This is a genomic window from Bacillus sp. 2175, from assembly GCF_057812155.1.
In genome coordinates this window covers 1,123,193-1,141,944 of the sequence record NZ_CM173819.1, presented here as the reverse complement: position 1 = coordinate 1,141,944, position 18,752 = coordinate 1,123,193, and the positions used below count along the sequence as shown (strand labels likewise).

The 18,752-nt window shown below is 33.9% G+C and carries 19 protein-coding genes, 1 pseudogene and 1 riboswitch; of the genes and pseudogenes, 4 read left to right on the top strand and 16 right to left on the bottom strand.

All coding sequences use genetic code 11. The features are described from left to right. Positions 1-17: 17 nt before the first annotated feature. On the bottom strand, positions 18-200 hold the full coding sequence (locus ACXKY9_RS06175; protein ID WP_002004691.1) for a hypothetical protein: 183 nt from the start codon (positions 198-200) through the stop codon (positions 18-20). 233 nt (positions 201-433) lie between these two features. On the opposite strand from ACXKY9_RS06175, the gene ACXKY9_RS06170 reads away from it, so the two are divergent. Continuing rightward, positions 434-619, top strand: coding sequence for a YkvS family protein (locus ACXKY9_RS06170; protein WP_001165082.1), 186 nt, complete (start codon positions 434-436; stop codon positions 617-619). 48 nt (positions 620-667) lie between these two features. Here ACXKY9_RS06170 and queF read toward each other — a convergent pair whose 3' ends face one another. Genes queF through queC form a run of 4 tightly spaced genes read right to left on the bottom strand, consistent with a single transcriptional unit; the run spans position 668 to position 3,046 of the window. After that, a complete protein-coding gene (queF, locus tag ACXKY9_RS06165) occupies positions 668-1,165 on the bottom strand; it encodes a preQ(1) synthase (protein WP_001986050.1) in 498 nt (165 codons plus the stop codon). A gap of 18 nt (positions 1,166-1,183) precedes the next feature. After that, complete coding sequence (gene queE / locus ACXKY9_RS06160) at positions 1,184-1,900, bottom strand: 7-carboxy-7-deazaguanine synthase QueE (RefSeq protein WP_000036296.1); 717 nt, start codon at positions 1,898-1,900, stop codon at positions 1,184-1,186. After that, entirely contained in the window at positions 1,893-2,384 is a 492-nt protein-coding gene (gene queD / locus ACXKY9_RS06155) for a 6-carboxytetrahydropterin synthase QueD (RefSeq protein ID WP_000368414.1), read from the bottom strand. The genes queE and queD overlap by 8 nt, the downstream gene beginning before the upstream one ends. Next, entirely contained in the window at positions 2,384-3,046 is a 663-nt protein-coding gene (gene queC, locus ACXKY9_RS06150; protein ID WP_000711595.1) for a 7-cyano-7-deazaguanine synthase QueC, read from the bottom strand. The genes queD and queC overlap by 1 nt, the downstream gene beginning before the upstream one ends. 93 nt (positions 3,047-3,139) lie before the next feature. Beyond that, a riboswitch (PreQ1 riboswitch) is annotated at positions 3,140-3,183 on the bottom strand. Positions 3,184-3,389: 206 nt separating this feature from the next. Between queC and kinB the strand changes: the two genes are divergently transcribed. Then, positions 3,390-4,598: a sporulation sensor histidine kinase KinB gene (kinB, locus tag ACXKY9_RS06145; RefSeq protein WP_000964152.1), complete on the top strand. Its 1,209-nt coding sequence runs from the start codon at positions 3,390-3,392 to the stop codon at positions 4,596-4,598. Between the two features lie 11 nt (positions 4,599-4,609). On the opposite strand, the gene ACXKY9_RS06140 is transcribed toward kinB, so the two are convergent. The 4 genes from ACXKY9_RS06140 to ACXKY9_RS06125 all read right to left on the bottom strand — a co-directional run bounded on the left by ACXKY9_RS06140 (position 4,610) and on the right by ACXKY9_RS06125 (position 7,796). Next, positions 4,610-4,726 carry a DUF6254 family protein gene (locus tag ACXKY9_RS06140; RefSeq protein ID WP_000038355.1) on the bottom strand — a complete coding sequence of 39 codons (117 nt, stop codon included), beginning with the start codon at positions 4,724-4,726 and terminating at the stop codon, positions 4,610-4,612. A 101-nt stretch (positions 4,727-4,827) separates the two neighbouring features. Then, positions 4,828-5,361 carry a DinB family protein gene (locus tag ACXKY9_RS06135; RefSeq protein WP_000941970.1) on the bottom strand — a complete coding sequence of 178 codons (534 nt, stop codon included), beginning with the start codon at positions 5,359-5,361 and terminating at the stop codon, positions 4,828-4,830. A 137-nt stretch (positions 5,362-5,498) separates the two neighbouring features. Next, entirely contained in the window at positions 5,499-7,193 is a 1,695-nt protein-coding gene (locus ACXKY9_RS06130; protein ID WP_000008572.1) for a M3 family oligoendopeptidase, read from the bottom strand. 156 nt (positions 7,194-7,349) lie between these two features. Further along, positions 7,350-7,796 carry a MarR family winged helix-turn-helix transcriptional regulator gene (locus ACXKY9_RS06125; protein ID WP_000203336.1) on the bottom strand — a complete coding sequence of 149 codons (447 nt, stop codon included), beginning with the start codon at positions 7,794-7,796 and terminating at the stop codon, positions 7,350-7,352. A gap of 195 nt (positions 7,797-7,991) precedes the next feature. On the opposite strand from ACXKY9_RS06125, the gene ACXKY9_RS06120 reads away from it, so the two are divergent. Beyond that, entirely contained in the window at positions 7,992-9,488 is a 1,497-nt protein-coding gene (locus ACXKY9_RS06120; RefSeq protein WP_000865053.1) for a DUF3149 domain-containing protein, read from the top strand. 29 nt (positions 9,489-9,517) lie between these two features. Here the strand turns inward: ACXKY9_RS06120 and ACXKY9_RS06115 are convergent, their stop codons facing one another. Further along, on the bottom strand, positions 9,518-9,799 hold the full coding sequence (locus ACXKY9_RS06115; RefSeq protein ID WP_000495536.1) for an aspartyl-phosphate phosphatase Spo0E family protein: 282 nt from the start codon (positions 9,797-9,799) through the stop codon (positions 9,518-9,520). Between the two features lie 477 nt (positions 9,800-10,276). Here ACXKY9_RS06115 and ACXKY9_RS06110 point away from each other — a divergent pair, with 477 nt between their 5' ends. Next, positions 10,277-11,047, top strand: a complete 771-nt coding sequence (locus ACXKY9_RS06110) for a divergent polysaccharide deacetylase family protein (RefSeq protein WP_001234107.1) — start codon at positions 10,277-10,279, stop codon at positions 11,045-11,047. 172 nt (positions 11,048-11,219) lie between these two features. Here ACXKY9_RS06110 and cbpA read toward each other — a convergent pair. The 6 genes and pseudogenes from cbpA to phnW form a co-directional block, all read right to left on the bottom strand. Next, a pseudogene (gene cbpA, locus ACXKY9_RS06105) lies at positions 11,220-11,842 on the bottom strand (cyclic di-AMP binding protein CbpA). 126 nt (positions 11,843-11,968) lie between these two features. Continuing rightward, positions 11,969-12,598: a class II aldolase/adducin family protein gene (locus ACXKY9_RS06100; protein ID WP_000896005.1), complete on the bottom strand. Its 630-nt coding sequence runs from the start codon at positions 12,596-12,598 to the stop codon at positions 11,969-11,971. A gap of 330 nt (positions 12,599-12,928) precedes the next feature. Continuing rightward, a complete protein-coding gene (locus tag ACXKY9_RS06095; RefSeq protein ID WP_000646267.1) occupies positions 12,929-15,196 on the bottom strand; it encodes an NEAT domain-containing leucine-rich repeat protein in 2,268 nt (755 codons plus the stop codon). A gap of 454 nt (positions 15,197-15,650) precedes the next feature. Beyond that, positions 15,651-16,433: a DeoR/GlpR family DNA-binding transcription regulator gene (locus ACXKY9_RS06090; protein ID WP_000117667.1), complete on the bottom strand. Its 783-nt coding sequence runs from the start codon at positions 16,431-16,433 to the stop codon at positions 15,651-15,653. Between the two features lie 40 nt (positions 16,434-16,473). Next, positions 16,474-17,658, bottom strand: a complete 1,185-nt coding sequence (locus tag ACXKY9_RS06085; RefSeq protein WP_000862174.1) for a saccharopine dehydrogenase family protein — start codon at positions 17,656-17,658, stop codon at positions 16,474-16,476. After that, positions 17,655-18,752 (bottom strand): 2-aminoethylphosphonate--pyruvate transaminase, encoded by a 1,098-nt coding sequence (phnW, locus tag ACXKY9_RS06080; protein ID WP_000138230.1) that lies wholly within the window; start codon positions 18,750-18,752, stop codon positions 17,655-17,657. Before phnW ends, ACXKY9_RS06085 begins: the two co-directional genes overlap by 4 nt.

Here is an 18,752-nt window from a genome sequence, read left to right as displayed (position 1 = left end):
AATAAAGTTATATACCTTTACATCTCCCCACCACTATCATGTGTTATCGAAGCATGGATACCATCCATCCCATCAAAATATGTACTCGTATCATATTGACGAATCTTTTTTAAATGCATATAAGAAAATAAAAATAAAATTAAAGCTATAACACTCCCCACAAATTCAAACATCATTTTACCGCCTCTAATTTCTCCCACTTCAGCAGGTTATTCTACTTTTTCATTATACCTCGATATAAAGATTCTTGCATTTTTGCTATTTTTTCTAAAAAACATGGATTTTCTACATATTTTCTTACAAAAAGTGAATATTTTTCGAATTTTTACTTTGGAAACATTTACAAAGTAGGAAATATGGTTCAAAATAGGAGGAAATAAAAAAACCCAAATTTATTCTTTTTTTGGGAAAACTGTAACAAGGAGAGTTGCTTATGCAGATCGCAGAAACTGGAGATATCATCGAATTTAAAGGTGGAATGCAAGGCCGTGTTCAAAAAGTAAATCAAAACTCTGTTATTGTTGATATAACAATTATGAAGAATTTTAGAGAACTAGATATGGAACCTCTTACAGTTGTAAGTCATAAAAACTATACTGTCATTAATCAAAATGCATAATATAATAGAAAGAAAGGGCCTGTATAGTATACAGGCCCTTTCTTTCTATTAACGATTATCAATTGTTTCCGGATATAGATCGTGGTTCATCATGCGGTAGTCAGCCATTTGTTCATACTTCGTACCTGGGCGCCCGTAGTTGCAGTATGGATCAATTGAAATGCCACCACGTGGTGTGAATTTCCCCCATACCTCAATATAACGCGGATCCATTAATTTAATTAAATCGTTCATAATAACGTTCATGCAATCTTCGTGGAAATCACCATGATTGCGGAAACTAAATAAATACAACTTTAAAGATTTACTCTCTACCATTTTTTGCTCTGGAATATAGCTAATATAAATTGTTGCAAAATCTGGTTGTCCTGTTTTCGGGCATAAACTTGTAAATTCAGGACAATTGAATTTTACAAAATAATCACGGTTTGGATGATTATTATCAAATACCTCTAATATTTCTGGGCTATATTCAAATAAATATTTTGTATTTTGATTCCCTAGTAATGTTACATCTTTTAAATCTTCATCTAATCTTCCTGTCATTTTAAACATCCCTTCTCGTTATACGCCGCGCTTATTTCCCCATACTAACGCATGAAGCTGAGGCAATACTTTGGCATCATTCATCTCTTTACAATTTACAGCTTTATCAATCAGCCATTCATACTTATCTAATAAATTTTTTATAAGCATCGCATCATCCACTGTTTTTGTATCATCGTTTCCTACTTGTAAGAAAAATGGTACCTTTGGATAACGTTCGTGCATCTTAACTGCATATTCAAAATCATGATCATCGAATACTACTACTTTTAAACTAATATCTTTTCCTGCTAGTTTCTCAATAATAGCATCTAACTTATGAAAATCTGTTTTCATCGTTGAACTTGGTGGTTTTGGAGAAATTGTTACCTCATCAATTTGAAGTAACCAATCTTGCCATTTACTCCCTTGCGTTTCAATTGCCGTTCGCATTCCATTTTCTTTTAATATAGAAAGAAGAAACTCAATATTTTTCAGCAATGCCGGATTTCCACCTGAAATCGTAACATGAGAAAAATTTTCTCCTCCAATTGCAACAAGCTCATCCCAAATATCTTCTGGTGTCATCTGTCTAATTTGATCTTTAGCTGATCCATCCCACGTAAAAGCAGAATCACACCAAGCACAGCTATAATCACAACCAGCTGTACGAATAAACATTGTTTTTTGCCCTACAACCATTCCTTCACCTTGAATAGTCGGACCGAATATTTCTAAGACAGGGATTTTACTCATCAAGCATCCACTCCCGTCTTACTTCCGCATAACTAGTCGGCGTCTCAAATAGACGAACAAATTCAACGCGAGCTCCTTTATATTCGTTCACTCGATTCTCTTTTGTTAGTGCTTCTGCCATCTTTTCATAAATCCAAACGACCATATTTTCAGCAGTCGTATTCATTGCAGGTAACGTTTCGTTTAAATAACGATGATCTAGATAAATTTCGATTTCATTTTTCCAAATTTCTTTTATATCTCCAAAGTCAATTGCAAGACCTATTTCATTTACATATCCACTAATTCCAAATACAACTTTATATGTGTGACCGTGTAAGTTTTTACATTTCCCTTCATAACAGTGTAAATGGTGTGCTGCATCAAATGTAAATTCCTTGCTGACCATTACTCTTTTATTATGGTATTTGAGTTGTTTACGCTGAATATCCTTGTCCATTTTTTGCAAATTCTCTACGATGCGAAATCCAAAAAAGTTATCCATTAGTTATTCGCTCCTTCGCGTTCTTGTAGGTACGTATCTAATCCTGCTTTACGAAGTTGACATGCTGGACATTCACCGCAACCATCACCAATGATTCCGTTATAACATGTTAATGTTTTTTCTCGAACAAACTCAAATGCTCCAAGTTCATCTGATAATTTCCATGTTTCAGCCTTATCAATCCACATAAGTGGCGTGTGAATGACAAACGGGTAATCCATAGATAAATTTAAAGTAACATTTAACGATTTCACAAACACGTCACGGCAGTCTGGATAACCACTGAAATCAGTTTCACATACACCCGTTACAATATGACGTGCTCCAACTTGTTTTGCTAATACAGCAGCAAATGATAAGAAGAGTAAATTTCGTCCATCTACAAATGTCGATGGCAATTCACCTTCTTCATGTGTAATCTCCATATCCGTTCTGGTTAACGCATTTGGAGCAAGTTGATTTAATAGACTCATATCTAGTACCGTATGCTTTATTCCTAGTTCTTTTGCAATTTCCGCTGCACAATCAATTTCTAGCTTATGACGTTGATTGTAATTAAACGTTACAGCTTCTACCTCTGCAAACTGCTCTATTGCCCAAAATAAACATGTCGTACTATCTTGTCCTCCACTAAAAACAACAACTGCTTTTTCTTTTTTCATTTCACTCATTCTCCTTCTCTACTATAAATAAGAAGAAAGAACGTTCTTGAACTGTCACAATAAAAAAACAAAACAATACCTAAGGATATTGTTGTTTCCATAGTTTTTTATAGAGGGAGTTCGCGAACCTCTCCCGCGCGATGCACGGAATTTCTTCTTTCATTGACACAGCTTATTGTAACATATTGTATACTAGCGTAAAAATTTCTGATTTTTCCGCTATTTATTATTTCATTTCTTTCATTTTATAGTATGATTAATTTAATCTAAGAAGAGAGGAGGCATCCCACTGAAATCCTTTATTATTTATCTCTTTTTAAATATATTATTCATCCTGATTACAATGCTCGTATATCATTTATTTTGGAATCAAAAAGGGAAACGCTCTCCTAAATTAAATTCAGCTATATTCATTGTACTCTGTTGCCTTGCTACCGTACTCTGTATTACATTTGCAGCAAAAACAAATAATGGTTTTCAATTTGATATGCGCCATATTGTATTAATTGTCGGTACATTAACGGGAGGGCCTATTGCTGGTGGTTCTATCTTAGTTGTATTAAACATATATCGCTTATTATTAGGTGGGGTAGGTGTTTTCCCATCTCTTATCGGTTCTGTTCTTCTATTTATTGTTCTACTATTAACATATAAATTTTTTAATCAAACTTCTAATCGTATAAAAATAACACTTGCTATTATCTACAGTCTCACATACGGATTTAGTTGGATACCCTTCTTCCTTTCAAAGGTTACAAATAAGACTGATTATATACTGCATATTATTGTGTATGAGTTATGTTCAATGCTTGGTACGATTCTAATTTTATATTTACTGCACATATTACAAACTCAAGTTCGTCTCCAAAACGAACTTATAAATGCTGAAAAGTTTCATTTAATTGGTGAAATGGCAGCGTCTATCTCTCATGAAATTCGCAATCCATTAACTTCAACGAAAGGTTTTTTACAACTGTTACAATCAGATACCTGTACTGAGCAGGAACGAAAATTGTATATCGACATTGCCATTAACGGCATCGAACAAGCAAATCATGTTCTTACAGATTATTTAACCTTTGCTAAACCAAGCATTGAAAAAGAACAAACATTACAGTTAGAAGAAGAATTACTACATGCATTGTCGTTAATTACACCGCTTACTAATTTAACAAATGTACGTACTCATTATATAAAGCAAAGCACTTCTTTTTTTATCGCTGGTGAAAAGCAAAAACTAAATCAATGTTTATTAAATATTTTAAAAAATTGCATTGAGGCTATGCCAAAAGGCGGTGATCTTTATTTCACATTAGTTCCTGATCATAAGCATATTCAGTTATATATAAAAGATACAGGAGTCGGTATGGATTCAGAACAAGTAAAACGTCTTGGCTCTCCTTTTTATTCAACGAAAGAAAAAGGTACTGGACTTGGAATGATGGTCGTATTCAGTGTTGTTCAAGCTATGAATGGAAAAATTGATATTATAAGTGAAAAAGGAATCGGTACAACCTTTTTATTAACTTTTCCACTCATACAAAAAACGTGATGAAATACTCATCACGTTTTTTCTGTTCCTTCAACTAATTCAGCAAAAGCTTTCACTTTTCCGTGCGGTTGTTGATTTTCTTTACGTGCTTTCCAGGCGCGCTCTTCTTCTCGCTTCTTCTTAGACATGTTTTTTCAACTCCTTCTTTTCTTTCTCCATGTAGTATTCCAAAATAAGAAAGAAAACTATGCACGTATCAAAAAAGAAGTGGTTTCCCACTTCTTCCACTTTAGCGTTGCAAAATTGCATGTTTCGCCTCTTTTAACTGCGTAAGATGTCTTTGTTCATGCAAATCAAGAAATTGAACCCATTGATACAAATTCAGATCATTAAAAACAGGATGCTTTAATCCATTTTCAAATAAATCTTTTTCATCTATAACACTATGAAGCGCGTGTAATAGTTCTTGGCGTGAATGTTCTAGCAATTGAATTCCTTGCTGTTTTTTCATTAAAGTTTCTGTTGGTTGCATTTGCTGAGGAGCTTCTCGTTTATGTGTGCGATCAAGCGTAAGTTGGAGGTCTTTAAATGGAGTCATGTTTCTTTCCTTTTTTTGTAAAGCATATACAAGGGCAGACGTGACAGATTGTTCAACTAAATGCAAGTGGTGTAAAATTTGAATAATGCTCCATTTATCACGGCGTGGCTTTACATTCACTTCTGTGTCATTTAACATTTCAATTTCTGATAATAGCGTGCTTCGAGTAGACTGTAATGAGTTTACTAAACTTTCTAAACTTACATCCATATTAGATTGAAGCATACTTGTTCCCCCCTTTTGTTTGTGAAAAGAGGTGCTCCTTATTAGAAACACCTCTTTAGTATTCTGAATTTTCTTTTATTATCTCATCATTTTCCCATTATGTCGATGTTAAACATGTGAAAAAAAGCGCATGTTTTTTACAATTTTGTGTCGTCAATCGCATGTAACCATGCTTCAATTTCTGTAATAACACTTTTCACACAGCCTTCAGCAAATGGTGATGTTAAATTTGCAACTTCTACTAATTCTAAGAACGATTTACTTCCACCTTGTTGGCACAGATTCACATAATCTTCCCAAGCCTCTTGTCTATTATCTCTTGCACGTTTCCAAAATTGTAGCGCACAAATTTGAGCAAGCGTGTAATCAATATAATAGAACGGTGAGCTATAAATATGCCCTTGACGTTGCCAAAAACCACCGCGCTCTAAATAATCATTATCCTCATAATCACGATGTGGTAAATATTTCTTCTCTATGTTACGCCATGCTGTCTTACGCTCTTCAGGTGATGCTTCAGGATTTTCATATACATAATGTTGATATTCATCAACAGATACACCATAAGGTAAAAACAGAAGTGCTGAACTTAAGTGAGAGAAGTAATATTTATCTGCATCTTCTTCAAAGAATAGCTTCATCCATGGCCATGTAAAGAATTCCATACTCATAGAGTGGATTTCACATGCCTCATATGTTGGCCAATTATATTCTGGAATTTCAAATTTACGACTTTCATATACTTGGAAAGCATGACCTGCTTCATGTGTTAATACATCAATGTCACCAGATGTTCCATTGAAGTTTGAGAAAATAAATGGCGCTTTATAATTCTCAATATATGTACAATATCCGCCACCAGCTTTTCCTTTTTTCGCAACTAAATCTAATAAATCATTATCTAGCATGAAATTGAAAAATTCATCTGTTTCAATCGATAACTCTTTATACATTGTCTTTCCATGATCAACAATCCAATCCGCATCTCCTTTTGGAGTTGGGTTACCTGTAGCAAACTCAAAGTTTTCGTCGTAATAAGCTAACTTCTCTACACCGATACGTGCTTGTTGTCGCTTTCTTAATTCCGTTGTAACGGGAACGATATAATCTAGCACTTGCTGACGGTAATTAGCCACCATCTCCGCATTATAATCTGTACGGTACATTCTTGCATATCCAAGTTCAACAAAGTTTTTGAAACCTAAAGATTTTGCGATTTTCGTTCTCACTTTAACAAGCTCATCATAAATACGATCTAGTTCTTCCTCAATTCCAGCTAAAAATCCGTAGTATGCTTCACTTGCTGCTTTACGTTCGCTTCTTTCTTTTCCTTGCATAAACGGAATCAGTTGCGATAACGTTCTTTCTTCTCCAGCAAAGTCAATTTTTGCAGATGCTAATAACTGTGTATATTGCGATGATAATTTATTTTCTAATTGTAAATCTTTCACGACTTCATCTGAATATGTTTTTAAATCACATTCTGCTAGAGCAAATAATTGTTTTCCATAATACGCCTCTAATTCTTCACGAAATGGAGAATTAATGAGTGCCTTATAATATTTTGTACCATATCCTTGTACAACTGGAGAGAATTCATCAAAGAAATCCTGCTCCTCCTTATAAAAAGTATCCGTCGTATCAACAGAATGGCGAATGTAACAAAGGTTTCCCATTGTACCAAAATCGTTGCGAATCTCATTAATTGAATGAATGACTTGTTTTTGTTCTTCTACAGTTTTTGCGTTATCAAACTTCTCTAAAGCAACAGTAAATTTCTCTTTTAACTCTTCAATATTTGGGCGTTTATATTCATAGTCTTTAAATGACATGAACGAGCCTCCTCTCCATTACATACCTTTATTATAATTCAATACGTATTCTCGAATCCCCTCTTAATTTCCAACAAATTTCGGCAGTGACTGCCATGAGTTCATTACAAATAAAAAAGCCTTGGATTTATTTATCCAAAGCTCCTTTGGAACATATTATTTTTCATACTTCCCAATTTTTTTTAATAAATCAAGTAATTCATCTTTTTCATCTTTCGTTAACATTTCAAAAGACTGATGTATAACTTTCTCATGCCCCGGAAAAATAGAAGCAATAAAGTTCTCGCCAGACTCAGTTAATTGCGCGTAAATAACACGTCTGTCATTCGGACATGGGATTCTCTTTACTAATCCCTTTTTCTCCAACTTATCTACAACATATGTAATGCTGCCACTAGCTATTAAAATGCGCTCACCAATTTGCTGGAGTGGTTGACCGCCTTTATGATATAGCAGTTCTAATACAGCAAATTCAGTTGGATTTAACCCGTTACTTTGTATAGATTTATTTGTAGTATCCATAACAGAACGATGTACACGAGATAATGCAATAAATACTTTTAAAGATTGAGAAATATCTTCTCGTTCATTATTTGATGTCATACAACTTTCAACCCTTCACTTAAATTCTCAGCAATAAAAAGAAAATACCACTTCATACTTCATGTGAATTCCGAATGAGCATTCACTCATCCATTTCCTCTCCCCTAATATATTAAAAATCATTCTTGAATAAAAACATGACAATTTTAACATAGTTTATATATAATGATAATAAAAAAAGAAGGAGTACCACATTTGAAAGTCAAATTCCAAAGCATAATTATATATATATTGCTTGTTATCCTACCGACAATAGGGATTGGTGCTACATTTTATTCGTATCATACATATAAAATGAAACAGGAAAACAAATTATCTGCTCATACAGTTCTCTTTTTATATAGAGATTATTTGGATCATCATCTTGGTGAAGCAATTTCTGCTTTAGACATGCTTGCAAAAGTTGTAGGCACCGAGACTGGTAATATAAATGGCATTAAACAAATTGTACATGATACAGATGGAAACGATGCACGCTTTTCTGGTCTATATTACGCTACACCAGAAGGAGTCATTACAATCGCATCTGAAGATGAATCAAAGCCTATAGATGTTTCAGACCGTAAATATATTCAAGACGCGCTCCAAACTAAAAAAACCACTGTATCATCAGTCATTACTGATCGCGTTCTTGGACATAAAGCTATTATGATTGCTGCCCCCATATTTAATAAACAGAAGGAGCTCTCAGGATTATTATTAGCTAGTTTACGCTTTGATTACATTTCCTCTTCTTTAAATGCCATTAAACCACAATACCATTTTGAGGTAACTGATAAACATGATGTAGTTTTTCTAACCGATGATAATAACGACACAAGTGATACGCATTCTAATATGCTTACTACCCCACTCCAAAGATTAAATTGGAAGGTCTCTGTTTCTCCATTACCCATTCATCAAAAAACCTTATACCAGTGGGTTGCAATAGAGTGTATAGCTACTTTATTTTTAATGTCTATTTTATTTTTGCTTGCTCAATATATGTTGTTAAAACGTCAAACAAAACTTGAAAGACAACAAAATGAACTACAGAAAATTGAATTAGTTGGAACTTTTGCAGCGAGTACAGCACACGAAATCCGTAATCCTCTTACTGGAATTAAAGGACTCGTCGCTCTATTAAAAGAGAAATATAAAGATGAACAAGATCAGTTCTACTTTTCCGTAATTGAACAAGAAATAGAGCGAATCAATGAAATTGTAAGTGAATTTCTTATTCTAGGAAAGCCAACCGCCATCATCGAACAAACATATGATGTAAGAACAATTCTAAATGAGGTAGCATTAATTATTCAATCTGAGGCGAATTTACATAACATTGTATTCCATTTACATTTGCCAGACCATCCTGTTCATATCCGTTGTTCGAAAGACCATATGAAACAAGTGGTTTTAAACATTACCAAAAATGCAATTGAGGCCATGACTTCTAATGATACACTAACCATTGTAGTAAAAAACAATGAAACACACGCACAACTGCATATTACAGATACTGGAAAAGGGATTCCGCAACATATTCAAAAACACCTCTTTCATCCGTTCTTTACTAATAAAGATACTGGAACAGGTCTTGGACTTGTCATATGTAAACGAATTGTAGAGATGTATAATGGGCATATTTTTATCGACAGTACAGAAAATGAAGGAACGACAGTTCATATCGAAATTCCGTTACACATAGTATAATTATCCTTATCCTATAAGGGTAATTATACTTATTTCATAAAACCAGCCACAAGCATTCGCCAAAAATTATTTGATTTTCCTTCATACCCGATTTGGAAAATAGGTATTTTTATAATTGAAAACCATTTCGGTGTTTGTTTTTCTTTATAACATTGATATTGTAAAATAAGCTTGTCCAATTCTTGACTAACTTGAATTGTCTCCCTACTATTTAGCCCACTTGTTAATCCTAGTTGAATCATTTCTTCACGTTTCATATGAATATCACGTGAAAGCTTTTCTAATGTGTACTTCCTTTTTACAGTAAACATCCATATCCCCCTTATTATACTTCCATGCTCTTAACTTCACTTCTCCATTGACTTTTTTTAACTACTTAATCATATGCAAATTTGAAGAATCAGAAAATTTAACATTTTCTCCCTGTAATTTACAAATCTTTACCCTCACTTTGAGAATTATTACAAATTATTCTATCTTTGTAAATACATTCGCAATAATAGACATTTTTTTCATCTTCTTTTTTTATAAATTCTACGTAAACCGGGGATTCTTAATTTTCCACCTACTTTTCTTCGACATTTTTTGTTTAATTTATATAAAAAAGCAAAACATAATGATGATTGATAAAGTGAAACTTTAATCAGTGTTTTTTTGTTCAGCCCCCACTGATAATTAGCATTCACCAATCGGGTAGGCAGTTAATCTCCCACCTATCCAGCCCAATGTTGAGGTGGGAGTCTTACTACCCACAAATAGCAGGATAACAATAGAAAGGAAATATTTATATGCGAAAATATACGATTGCATTATTCATCATTGTTTTGTTTTTACCGTCTTTCTTATTTCCTATTCAAGCAAATGCTCATACGAATAAAGTTGCTATTGTCATTGATGATTTCGGTAATAATATGAAGGGGACTAATCAAATGTTATCACTTCCCATTCCACTCACTGTTGCTGTTATGCCTTTTCTTCCTTCCACAAAAGAAGACGCAATAGCTGCCCATAAGAAAGGCCATGAAGTTATTATACATATGCCAATGGAACCTATAAAAGGTAAAAAAGAATGGCTTGGGCCGAAAGCAATTACAACTGATTTAAGCGATGAAGAAATAAACAACCGACTTGAACAAGCCATTCAAGAAGTACCGCATGCAATTGGAATGAACAATCATATGGGGTCAAAAGTAACAGCGGATGAAAGAATTGTTCGCCTTATACTTGCTGCTTGTAAAAAACACGGTTTATTTTACTTAGATAGTAAAACGAATCCTAATAGTGTCGTCCCAAAAATCGGAAAAGAATTAGGAGTTCCTATTATTGAAAACCAACTATTTTTTGATGATGTGTATACAGCAGGACATATTTCAAAACAAGCCCAATTACTCATCAAAAAAATTCAAGAAAAACCTATTATGGTAGCTATCGGGCATGTGGGCCCCCCAGGTGAAATTACATCACGCGTTATTGAAACTTCTATCCCTAAAATTCGTGAGCATGCAGACTTTATTTTCTTATCTGATCTAGCATTATCCCCGCCTCCTGTTTCAAAATAAAGTTCATTACTCACATATAATCAGCCTCACCAATTGGGCTTTTACAGGTAACACCCGCCCACCTAACTTCTTTGCTTTCACCAAATTTTGAGGCGTGGATTTTACTACCCACAAATAGTGGGACAAAAAAGTACCTATCTATATATAACAGATAGGTACTTTTCTTTTTAACTTAAATATAATCTACGTGACTCACTCTGAATCCTTTTTTCTCTATTTTTCCGATTAATTGCTTTAATTTTGTTTCATCTAACTCATCTGATATATTTACAATAACGCGGCGGATATATTGATCACCGTTATCTAGCGTAAATAGGCCACCGATATTATATGCTTTTAACAATGTCCCAAGCTCTTTAATCGTTCCCTTACAATCTTGTGTTGCAATTGTTAATATATAACCACCTGTTCGCATACCAAATGAATCTTCAATAACATCAAATATATTCGAATGCGTTAACATACCGACAAATTCATTATAATCATTTAGCACGGCTAAAAACGGAAGCCGACGAATTACATAAAAGGCTCTGAAGAAGGAATCCTTTTCAAAAATAAATGCATTGGAATCGTAGAGCATATCCCCTGCACTTACATGCTCTAATCCGCTATTGCATTTTTTTCTAATAAATCTACTTTATAAATAATCCCCGTGAATTTCTTCTCATCTTCTGCTAATACCGGGATGGCTCGAAATCCCGTTTCGTTCATCATTTGCAGTGCCTCTTCACCAGAATCATTTATTTTGCAAAATGTTACTTGCTGCTTTGGCAGAAAATGATATTTAACTCGCAAAATATGTTCCTCCTTACATGTCAACATGTAATCTATATATAATAAGGAGACCTATATTTTATGAGTGAAATTATTTTTAAAACGCTTTCATTTATTTATTAACTTGTAGCTATATCACATCCATTTTTATATAACAGAGCTCCTTGCCCCCTTAATCATTAATAACTTTACATGATAGTTCATTAAATATTCTATACCCTCTAGCCATTTTTTCGCCTCTTCTGGCGTTTTTCCCCACACAATCATGCCGTAATTATGAACAAGAACTACTCCTCCACCTTCAATGAAATTCGGAACATTCCTTTCTAATAAATCAGCGAATTTTTTTTCATCTTCTACAATTGGAATTGTCATTTCTGTTATACCTTCTTTTCCGAAAACACGCTCCACACTGCGTTTATCGAACGTTACTTCTCCTTCTTCCCCATATAACTCTGATATTAAATGACTATCTACAGTCTGCACTTGTAAAATACATCCTGCACTACTTTTTTTATAAATATCCGCATGCATAAATGACTCTGCAGCTGGTTTTTCTTCATTTTCAAATACTGACTCGCACATGCAATTTACGACAATAAAATCTTCTTCCGAAAATAGCCCTTTATCTCTTCCTTCAACATTTACTAAGAATGTTAACGGCTCTTTTGACGTACATAGCGATAAGCTAATTTTGGTACCATAAAACCAATCACGAAGTGCCAATTCAGATTTCACATCTTTTAATTCATTCCATTTCTTCAGAAAAAATAACATTTCGTCACCCCCGGCATAATATTCATATAAGGTTCGAATCCTTTCTATGTAAAAGGAATATTTTTTGATTATTCTAAAAATTAATTGAATTATCACATGAGAACGCTTTTTTGTCAATATAGTTTCGTGGTTCTTCTTTAAAATAGGCTATTCATATGTCTATACTCCTATCTATTTCCTATTTCATTTTGTACATAAAAATACGCTACTCTTTAATTAAAGAATAGCGTATTTTCCTCATTTTTTATTCCGCATTAACGGGCAGCCCGATTAGTGAGGGCTAATAATCAGTGGGGAATGAACAAAACCCCCACTGATTAAAGTTTCACTTTATTTCTTTATTGCATTATATAAAAACTGTGCATATTGTTCACGTGTTACGAAATTATCTCCTAAAAAATTCCCTTCCCCATCGCCTTTTGATATTTTATTATCCACTAAAGCTTTCACATATCCTTTCGCCCAATGGTCATTTGGTATATCTTTAAAATTCTCTGCACTATTTTCATTTTCTTTTAACTGAAATACTCTTTGTAATACTACTGACATTTCATATCGAGTTAATACTCCATCTGGACGGAACATACCATTTCCATAGCCTGTCATAATTCCAGCTTGAACCACTGCATCAATAGCCGTTTCATACATATTTCCTTTCGTATCTGTAAATGCCGTTTTTGGTACTAGATTATTTTCTAATTTTAAATACCTTTGTATTAGAAGAGCTACTTGTCCACGAGTAATGTTATCACCAAATCCAAATTCACCATTTCCATAGCCTATAAATAATTTTTCTTTCGCTAAGTAATTAATTGCTTCTTCTGACCAATGTCCCTTTGGTACATCTTTAAATTCTACCACTTCTGTTTTCTCATCTTCTTTAGACGTATTACCGTCTTTACTTTCTACTACATTTTGAATAACAGACCCTGTAAAGAAAATTCCTGTATCCGCGAATGGATCTTTCACACCAAATTCATATATTTTCTCACCTGGTGTACTCCATTTCACTACACCATTACTATACGTACCGTTATCGCTCTTCAGACGGATTTTCGTAGAAACCTCACCATCTTTTTCATATATAGGTACTTTTACTTCTTTATTTACTTCTGTTTCCTCTAAAAATACTTTTTGATTTTGGACATTAATATAAGCCGTCTTACTTAGTTCTATAACTGGTCGGACATCACGGATTTCATTTGCAACAAAACTTAGAAATACTAATTTTTTCAAATTACTAACTGGTGATAAGTCTGAAATATAATTCGCTTCTAAATCAAGCTTTTGTAAGTTTACTAAACTTGATAATGGCGTAATATCCTTTAACTCATTGTTAGGTAAGTGTAATTGTTTTAACTGTGTCATCTTACTTAGAGGAGTAACATCTTTTATTTCATTTTTCCCGATCCACAATTCTTCTAATTGCTTCATTTGCTCAATGCCGGATAAATCTTTAACTTTATTACGTGTTAATACTAAGTCTGTTAAAGGTAATGAATATAACGCTTTAATATCTTCAATTTGATTACCTGCTAAAGTTAAGTATGTTACATTTTTCAAAGCGCTTAATGGAGCAACGTTCGTAATTTTATTATTTGCTAAATTCAAGTAATCTAGTTGTTCCATTTTCGCTAATGCTGTTACATCTTCTATTTGGTTGCCTGATAGAAATAAACTTTTTACATTTTTCATTTCAGTTAGTGGTGCAACGTTTGTAATTTTATTATTACTTAAATCAAGAGATTCTAAATTATCCATCTTAACAAGTGGCGTTACATCTGAAAATTCATTACCACGCAAAGCTAAATGACTTAATTGCTTTAAGTTCGCAAAGAACGACGGATCTTTTATCTTCGCATTCGCAACTGTTAAAGATTTTAAATTTGGCATATATTTTAATGCACTATAATCAAGTATCTCATTCGTATTTAAAAACAAATCCTTTACTTGTAATAAATCTTCTTTCGTAATTGGTGTATTTAAATCTTTTCTATTAAATACTTTTTTATTAACAAGCTCTCTTAATTTCTTATCTGTTATCATATTTTGATTATCAACTGGATTATCCGTTTCCGTATTGCCTGAATTAGAGTTATCATCTGGTTTCTCTGTTTCTTTGTTACCTAAAGTTGGATCTTTAATTTCAAATTGAACTTGATATTTGTGATCATATCCAATAGCTGGAATAAGTATATGCATTTGCATATTGTGCTTCTTCTCAAACTCACCAATTTCAAATTGAACTACTTTCGTTCCATTCTTCCTCTTATCTTCTGACAAAACCTTCACATCATGAAATACACCAGGCTGGTTTCTATCTTCTATTCTAAGATATTGAAAATAATCACTATCTTGCATTGTTACAGTGACAATTTTTTTGCCAGCTGCAATCGTTACTTTAGGATCTTTTATATATTGAGAAACCATAGATGGCTCATCTTTTTGGTCCTTATATATTTTAATCTCAGTATCATACGTGCGATTACTCGCTGCTGCTACCGATTGATTTGCTTCAACTTTTAATGCCGCTAATGCTGGAGTAGAGTACGTAGCAAATGGAATTGCTAATGTTGTCGCTACTACTAGCGCCTTCATGTAATTTTTTTCAAAATAATATCCCCTATCATATATAATCTTTACAATTGATAAGTATTATCAATTTTCCACAAATAAATGATAATGAATATCATTATCATTGTCAATGAGAATATTACATTAAATTTATATTTTTAAAGATATAAAAATAAAAAAGCCCTTTATTCAAAGGGCTTTTTTACCTATCGTATGAAGAATTTCACTTTTTTCCTTCTCATTGATGACACCGATTTTTTGCAAAATATTCGCGTACAATACAAGTTTATTATATATTCGTTCTGACATGTTCTCCCTTCTTTCCTTCGACCAACTTTTTTTGTATTGGTAAATTATATGAAAGAGGTGAGAAAATGTGTCCACTTTTTGCATAACTGCAAATCTTTTATTTTACGATTTACAGATAATAAAACTCCCTCCTAAAAATTAGGCGGGAGTTTATGTGCTTTCACTGTATTTAACAAACTGTCCACTGAATATTATGCTTCTTAAGTTCTTCTTCAAAGCTATATGGCATTTTTTTATCACAAATTACGTGTTGAATACGCGAAATTGCTGCTATACGATAATTCCCTTTCACGCCTACCTTCGTATGATCACATAAAATATATGTTTTCTCAGCTAATTTCATCATCGCCTCTGACAATTTCGCTTTCTCTAATTCAAAGCTGGAAACTCCAAAACTAGGTAATAACCCATCAATCGAAACGAACGCTTTATGAAAATGAAATTGCTGTATGACTTGCTGAGAAATAGACCCTGATACACGCGAATGCTTTGGAGATACTTTTCCACCTATAAACAAAACTTCACCGTGAAACATCTTTTTATTAATAGAAGAAATTAATTGTGTTGCGACTGGAAATGAACTTGTTACAATCGTTAAGTTTTTACGATGAACAAGGTATGGAACCATTTGAAGCGGTGTACTTCCATCATCAATTGCAATGACATCACCGTCTTCTACAAATGTCGCTGCTTTATAACCAATTCTTTTCTTCTCTTCTATATGTAGCATTTCTCTTTCTAACATTGGTGCCTCTACTCCAGCGCCTGGAAGTTGAACAGCTCCACCATACACTTTTTTCAGCTTCTTTTCACGATCTAATTCTTCTAAATATCGACGAATCGTTTCTGTTGATACAGCAAATTCTCTCGCTAATTCTGAAACCTTTACTTTCCCTTTAAATTCTACCTTTTCAAGAATGGTTCGCTTTCTTTCTTCTCCTACTACAGACATAGCTTCACCTCATTTATATCTCCCTTATAAACGTCCTTACTTATACAAAGCTATAATTTTCTTTATAAGTAGAAACTTCTTCATGAATATGAATACCGCGCTTTGCTAGCTCATCAAAAATCAATTGTGGATTTTCAAAGGCTTCTTCAGGCGTAACAACACCCACCCTATTTACATTTCCATTTGCAATTAACTCTGCAGCAATCCCAAATGGAATACCGACGTTTCTCGTATACGCTCTTAATTTTTCCCATCCTACAACAGAACCATCAGATAACGGATGTGTATGATATAACACATGTCTTTGCTTCTCATTATTTTTCATACCTATTACTTCTACATGAAGTGCATAACCATAAAGCTCTGTTTCTTGCCCTTCTTTCGATTGCAATAAATACTGTGAAATACAATCCATAATGCCTATTTCTTTCCCGTTTATTTCAATCTGATCATTACGCAATATGCCGTAATCATATAAAGCACGTACAAGTTGCATATTTTGCTGTGGCCAAGTTCCTCTCGTCTCTATCAGTTTGACACCTTTATTTTCTAATGCCTTTGCTAGCGTAATCGTTTCAGAATGCGGAATGATATACTGCGTTGCCTTACCATAAGGCTCTGGCAATTCTATTTCTCTCGGACGCGCAAACGGAGGTACTTGCTTAAATTCACCATCTTCATACACTGTACGCGATGGTAAATATGGATCATATTCATATGTCGTTGTCTCTGTAATTGATGCAGAAAAAGCAATCGGACGATACGAACCGTGACTTACACGGACAGACTCTACAGTATCCAATTGATTTGCTGCATGCATTGCCATCATTTGCGTTACACCCGGCGTCATGCCAAATCCAGGTAAACATATCTTTTCATTTTCAACAAATATAGCATGCGATTCATTTTCTTCACCAAATCCATTTAAGTTCACACCGTGACATCCTGCTTCTGCAATACAGCGGGTCGACAATCTGTTTAACTTTATCGTCGTACCGTCCATTACAATGTCATAACCAATCATTTTTGCAACCGTATCCTCGTGATCCGTTACATCTACTTTTACAAAATCAACACGAGGGTCGTTGAGCCATTCTACTACTTTACGGCCCTCTACCTCGTTAAAATCAGCTACTGTAATTGTCTCAAAAGATGAAAATTGAACTAAATCCAAAATAGCTTCGCGACAAATTTTACCTGCTCCACCTAAGCAAAATACTTTCACCCAATAACAGCTCCTTTAGCAATACTATCAACTAAGCGATTAATATCTTGTTCATGTACATCACCGATATTTCCAATGCGGAACGTATCTACTTTCGAAATTTTCCCAGGGTAAATAACAAATCCATAACGCTTTAATTCGTTATATAACTGTTGAAACTCGAATCCCTCTTTTGGATAAATGAAAGATGTAATAATAGGAGATTGGTATTCCTCATCTACTAGTGGCTTAAATCCGATTTCTCCCATTCTATTTACTAGTAGTTTTTGATTGTTGTAATATCGATTGTAACGCGCTCTTACTCCTCCCTCTTTTTCTAGTTCAAGTAGTGCTTGATAAAAAGCATGTACAACATGTGTAGGTGAAGTAAAACGCCATTTCCCATTTTGTTTTTCCATCGTTTCCCATTGATCATATAAATCAAGAGATAAAGAGCGTCCTTGCCCTTTACACTTCAATAATTCATCACGTTTTGCGATTACAAATCCGAATCCAGGAACCCCTTGAATACACTTATTCGCACTACTAATTAAAAAATCAATTTGTAAATCAGCAATGTCTATTTCAATCCCGCCGAAACTACTCATCGCATCAACAATTGTAACCTTTCCATACTGTTTTCCTAATTTACATACATCTACAATTGGATTTATAATGCCTGTCGTCGTTTCGCAATGAACAACTGCAATATGCGTAATCTCTTTATCTTCTTGCAATAACTTCTCTACTTCTACAATATTAGTAGGTTCCCACTCTTCTGTTTGACTGACCACTACATCAATCTGTAACATCTCTGCCATTTGCACAATGCGCTTACCGTACGCACCATTTGTACAAACGAGAATCTTCCCATTTGCCGGAATAACAGAACCAATTACTGCTTCAACTGAAAACGTACCGCTTCCTTGCATTAACACTGTTGTATATTTCTCTTCTTCCTTCGTCGCTAACGATACAAGTTTAGCTCTTACTTCTTGCACCATCGTATTATATTCATCATCCCACGTACACCAATCGTATAGCATAACTTCTTTTACTGATTTTGTTGTCGTTAATGGTCCTGGTGTTAATAATAAGTAGTGATTTTCAGTCAT

Excerpts from the sequence above, each read along its gene's own strand:
- ACXKY9_RS06170 (WP_001165082.1), top strand. The coding sequence starts at position 434 with ATGCAGATCGCAGAAACTGGAGATATCATCGAATTTAAAGGTGGAATG.
- queF (WP_001986050.1), bottom strand. The coding sequence starts at position 1,165 with ATGACAGGAAGATTAGATGAAGATTTAAAAGATGTAACATTACTAGGG.
- queE (WP_000036296.1), bottom strand. The coding sequence starts at position 1,900 with ATGAGTAAAATCCCTGTCTTAGAAATATTCGGTCCGACTATTCAAGGT.
- queD (WP_000368414.1), bottom strand. The coding sequence starts at position 2,384 with ATGGATAACTTTTTTGGATTTCGCATCGTAGAGAATTTGCAAAAAATG.
- queC (WP_000711595.1), bottom strand. The coding sequence starts at position 3,046 with ATGAAAAAAGAAAAAGCAGTTGTTGTTTTTAGTGGAGGACAAGATAGT.
- kinB (WP_000964152.1), top strand. The coding sequence starts at position 3,390 with ATGCTCGTATATCATTTATTTTGGAATCAAAAAGGGAAACGCTCTCCT.
- ACXKY9_RS06140 (WP_000038355.1), bottom strand. The coding sequence starts at position 4,726 with ATGTCTAAGAAGAAGCGAGAAGAAGAGCGCGCCTGGAAAGCACGTAAA.
- ACXKY9_RS06135 (WP_000941970.1), bottom strand. The coding sequence starts at position 5,361 with ATGCTTCAATCTAATATGGATGTAAGTTTAGAAAGTTTAGTAAACTCA.
- ACXKY9_RS06130 (WP_000008572.1), bottom strand. The coding sequence starts at position 7,193 with ATGTCATTTAAAGACTATGAATATAAACGCCCAAATATTGAAGAGTTA.
- ACXKY9_RS06125 (WP_000203336.1), bottom strand. The coding sequence starts at position 7,796 with ATGACATCAAATAATGAACGAGAAGATATTTCTCAATCTTTAAAAGTA.
- ACXKY9_RS06115 (WP_000495536.1), bottom strand. The coding sequence starts at position 9,799 with ATGTTTACTGTAAAAAGGAAGTACACATTAGAAAAGCTTTCACGTGAT.
- ACXKY9_RS06110 (WP_001234107.1), top strand. The coding sequence starts at position 10,277 with ATGCGAAAATATACGATTGCATTATTCATCATTGTTTTGTTTTTACCG.
- ACXKY9_RS06100 (WP_000896005.1), bottom strand. The coding sequence starts at position 12,598 with ATGTTATTTTTTCTGAAGAAATGGAATGAATTAAAAGATGTGAAATCT.
- ACXKY9_RS06095 (WP_000646267.1), bottom strand. The coding sequence starts at position 15,196 with ATGAAGGCGCTAGTAGTAGCGACAACATTAGCAATTCCATTTGCTACG.
- ACXKY9_RS06090 (WP_000117667.1), bottom strand. The coding sequence starts at position 16,433 with ATGTCTGTAGTAGGAGAAGAAAGAAAGCGAACCATTCTTGAAAAGGTA.
- phnW (WP_000138230.1), bottom strand. The coding sequence starts at position 18,752 with ATGACTGAAAATCACTACTTATTATTAACACCAGGACCATTAACGACA.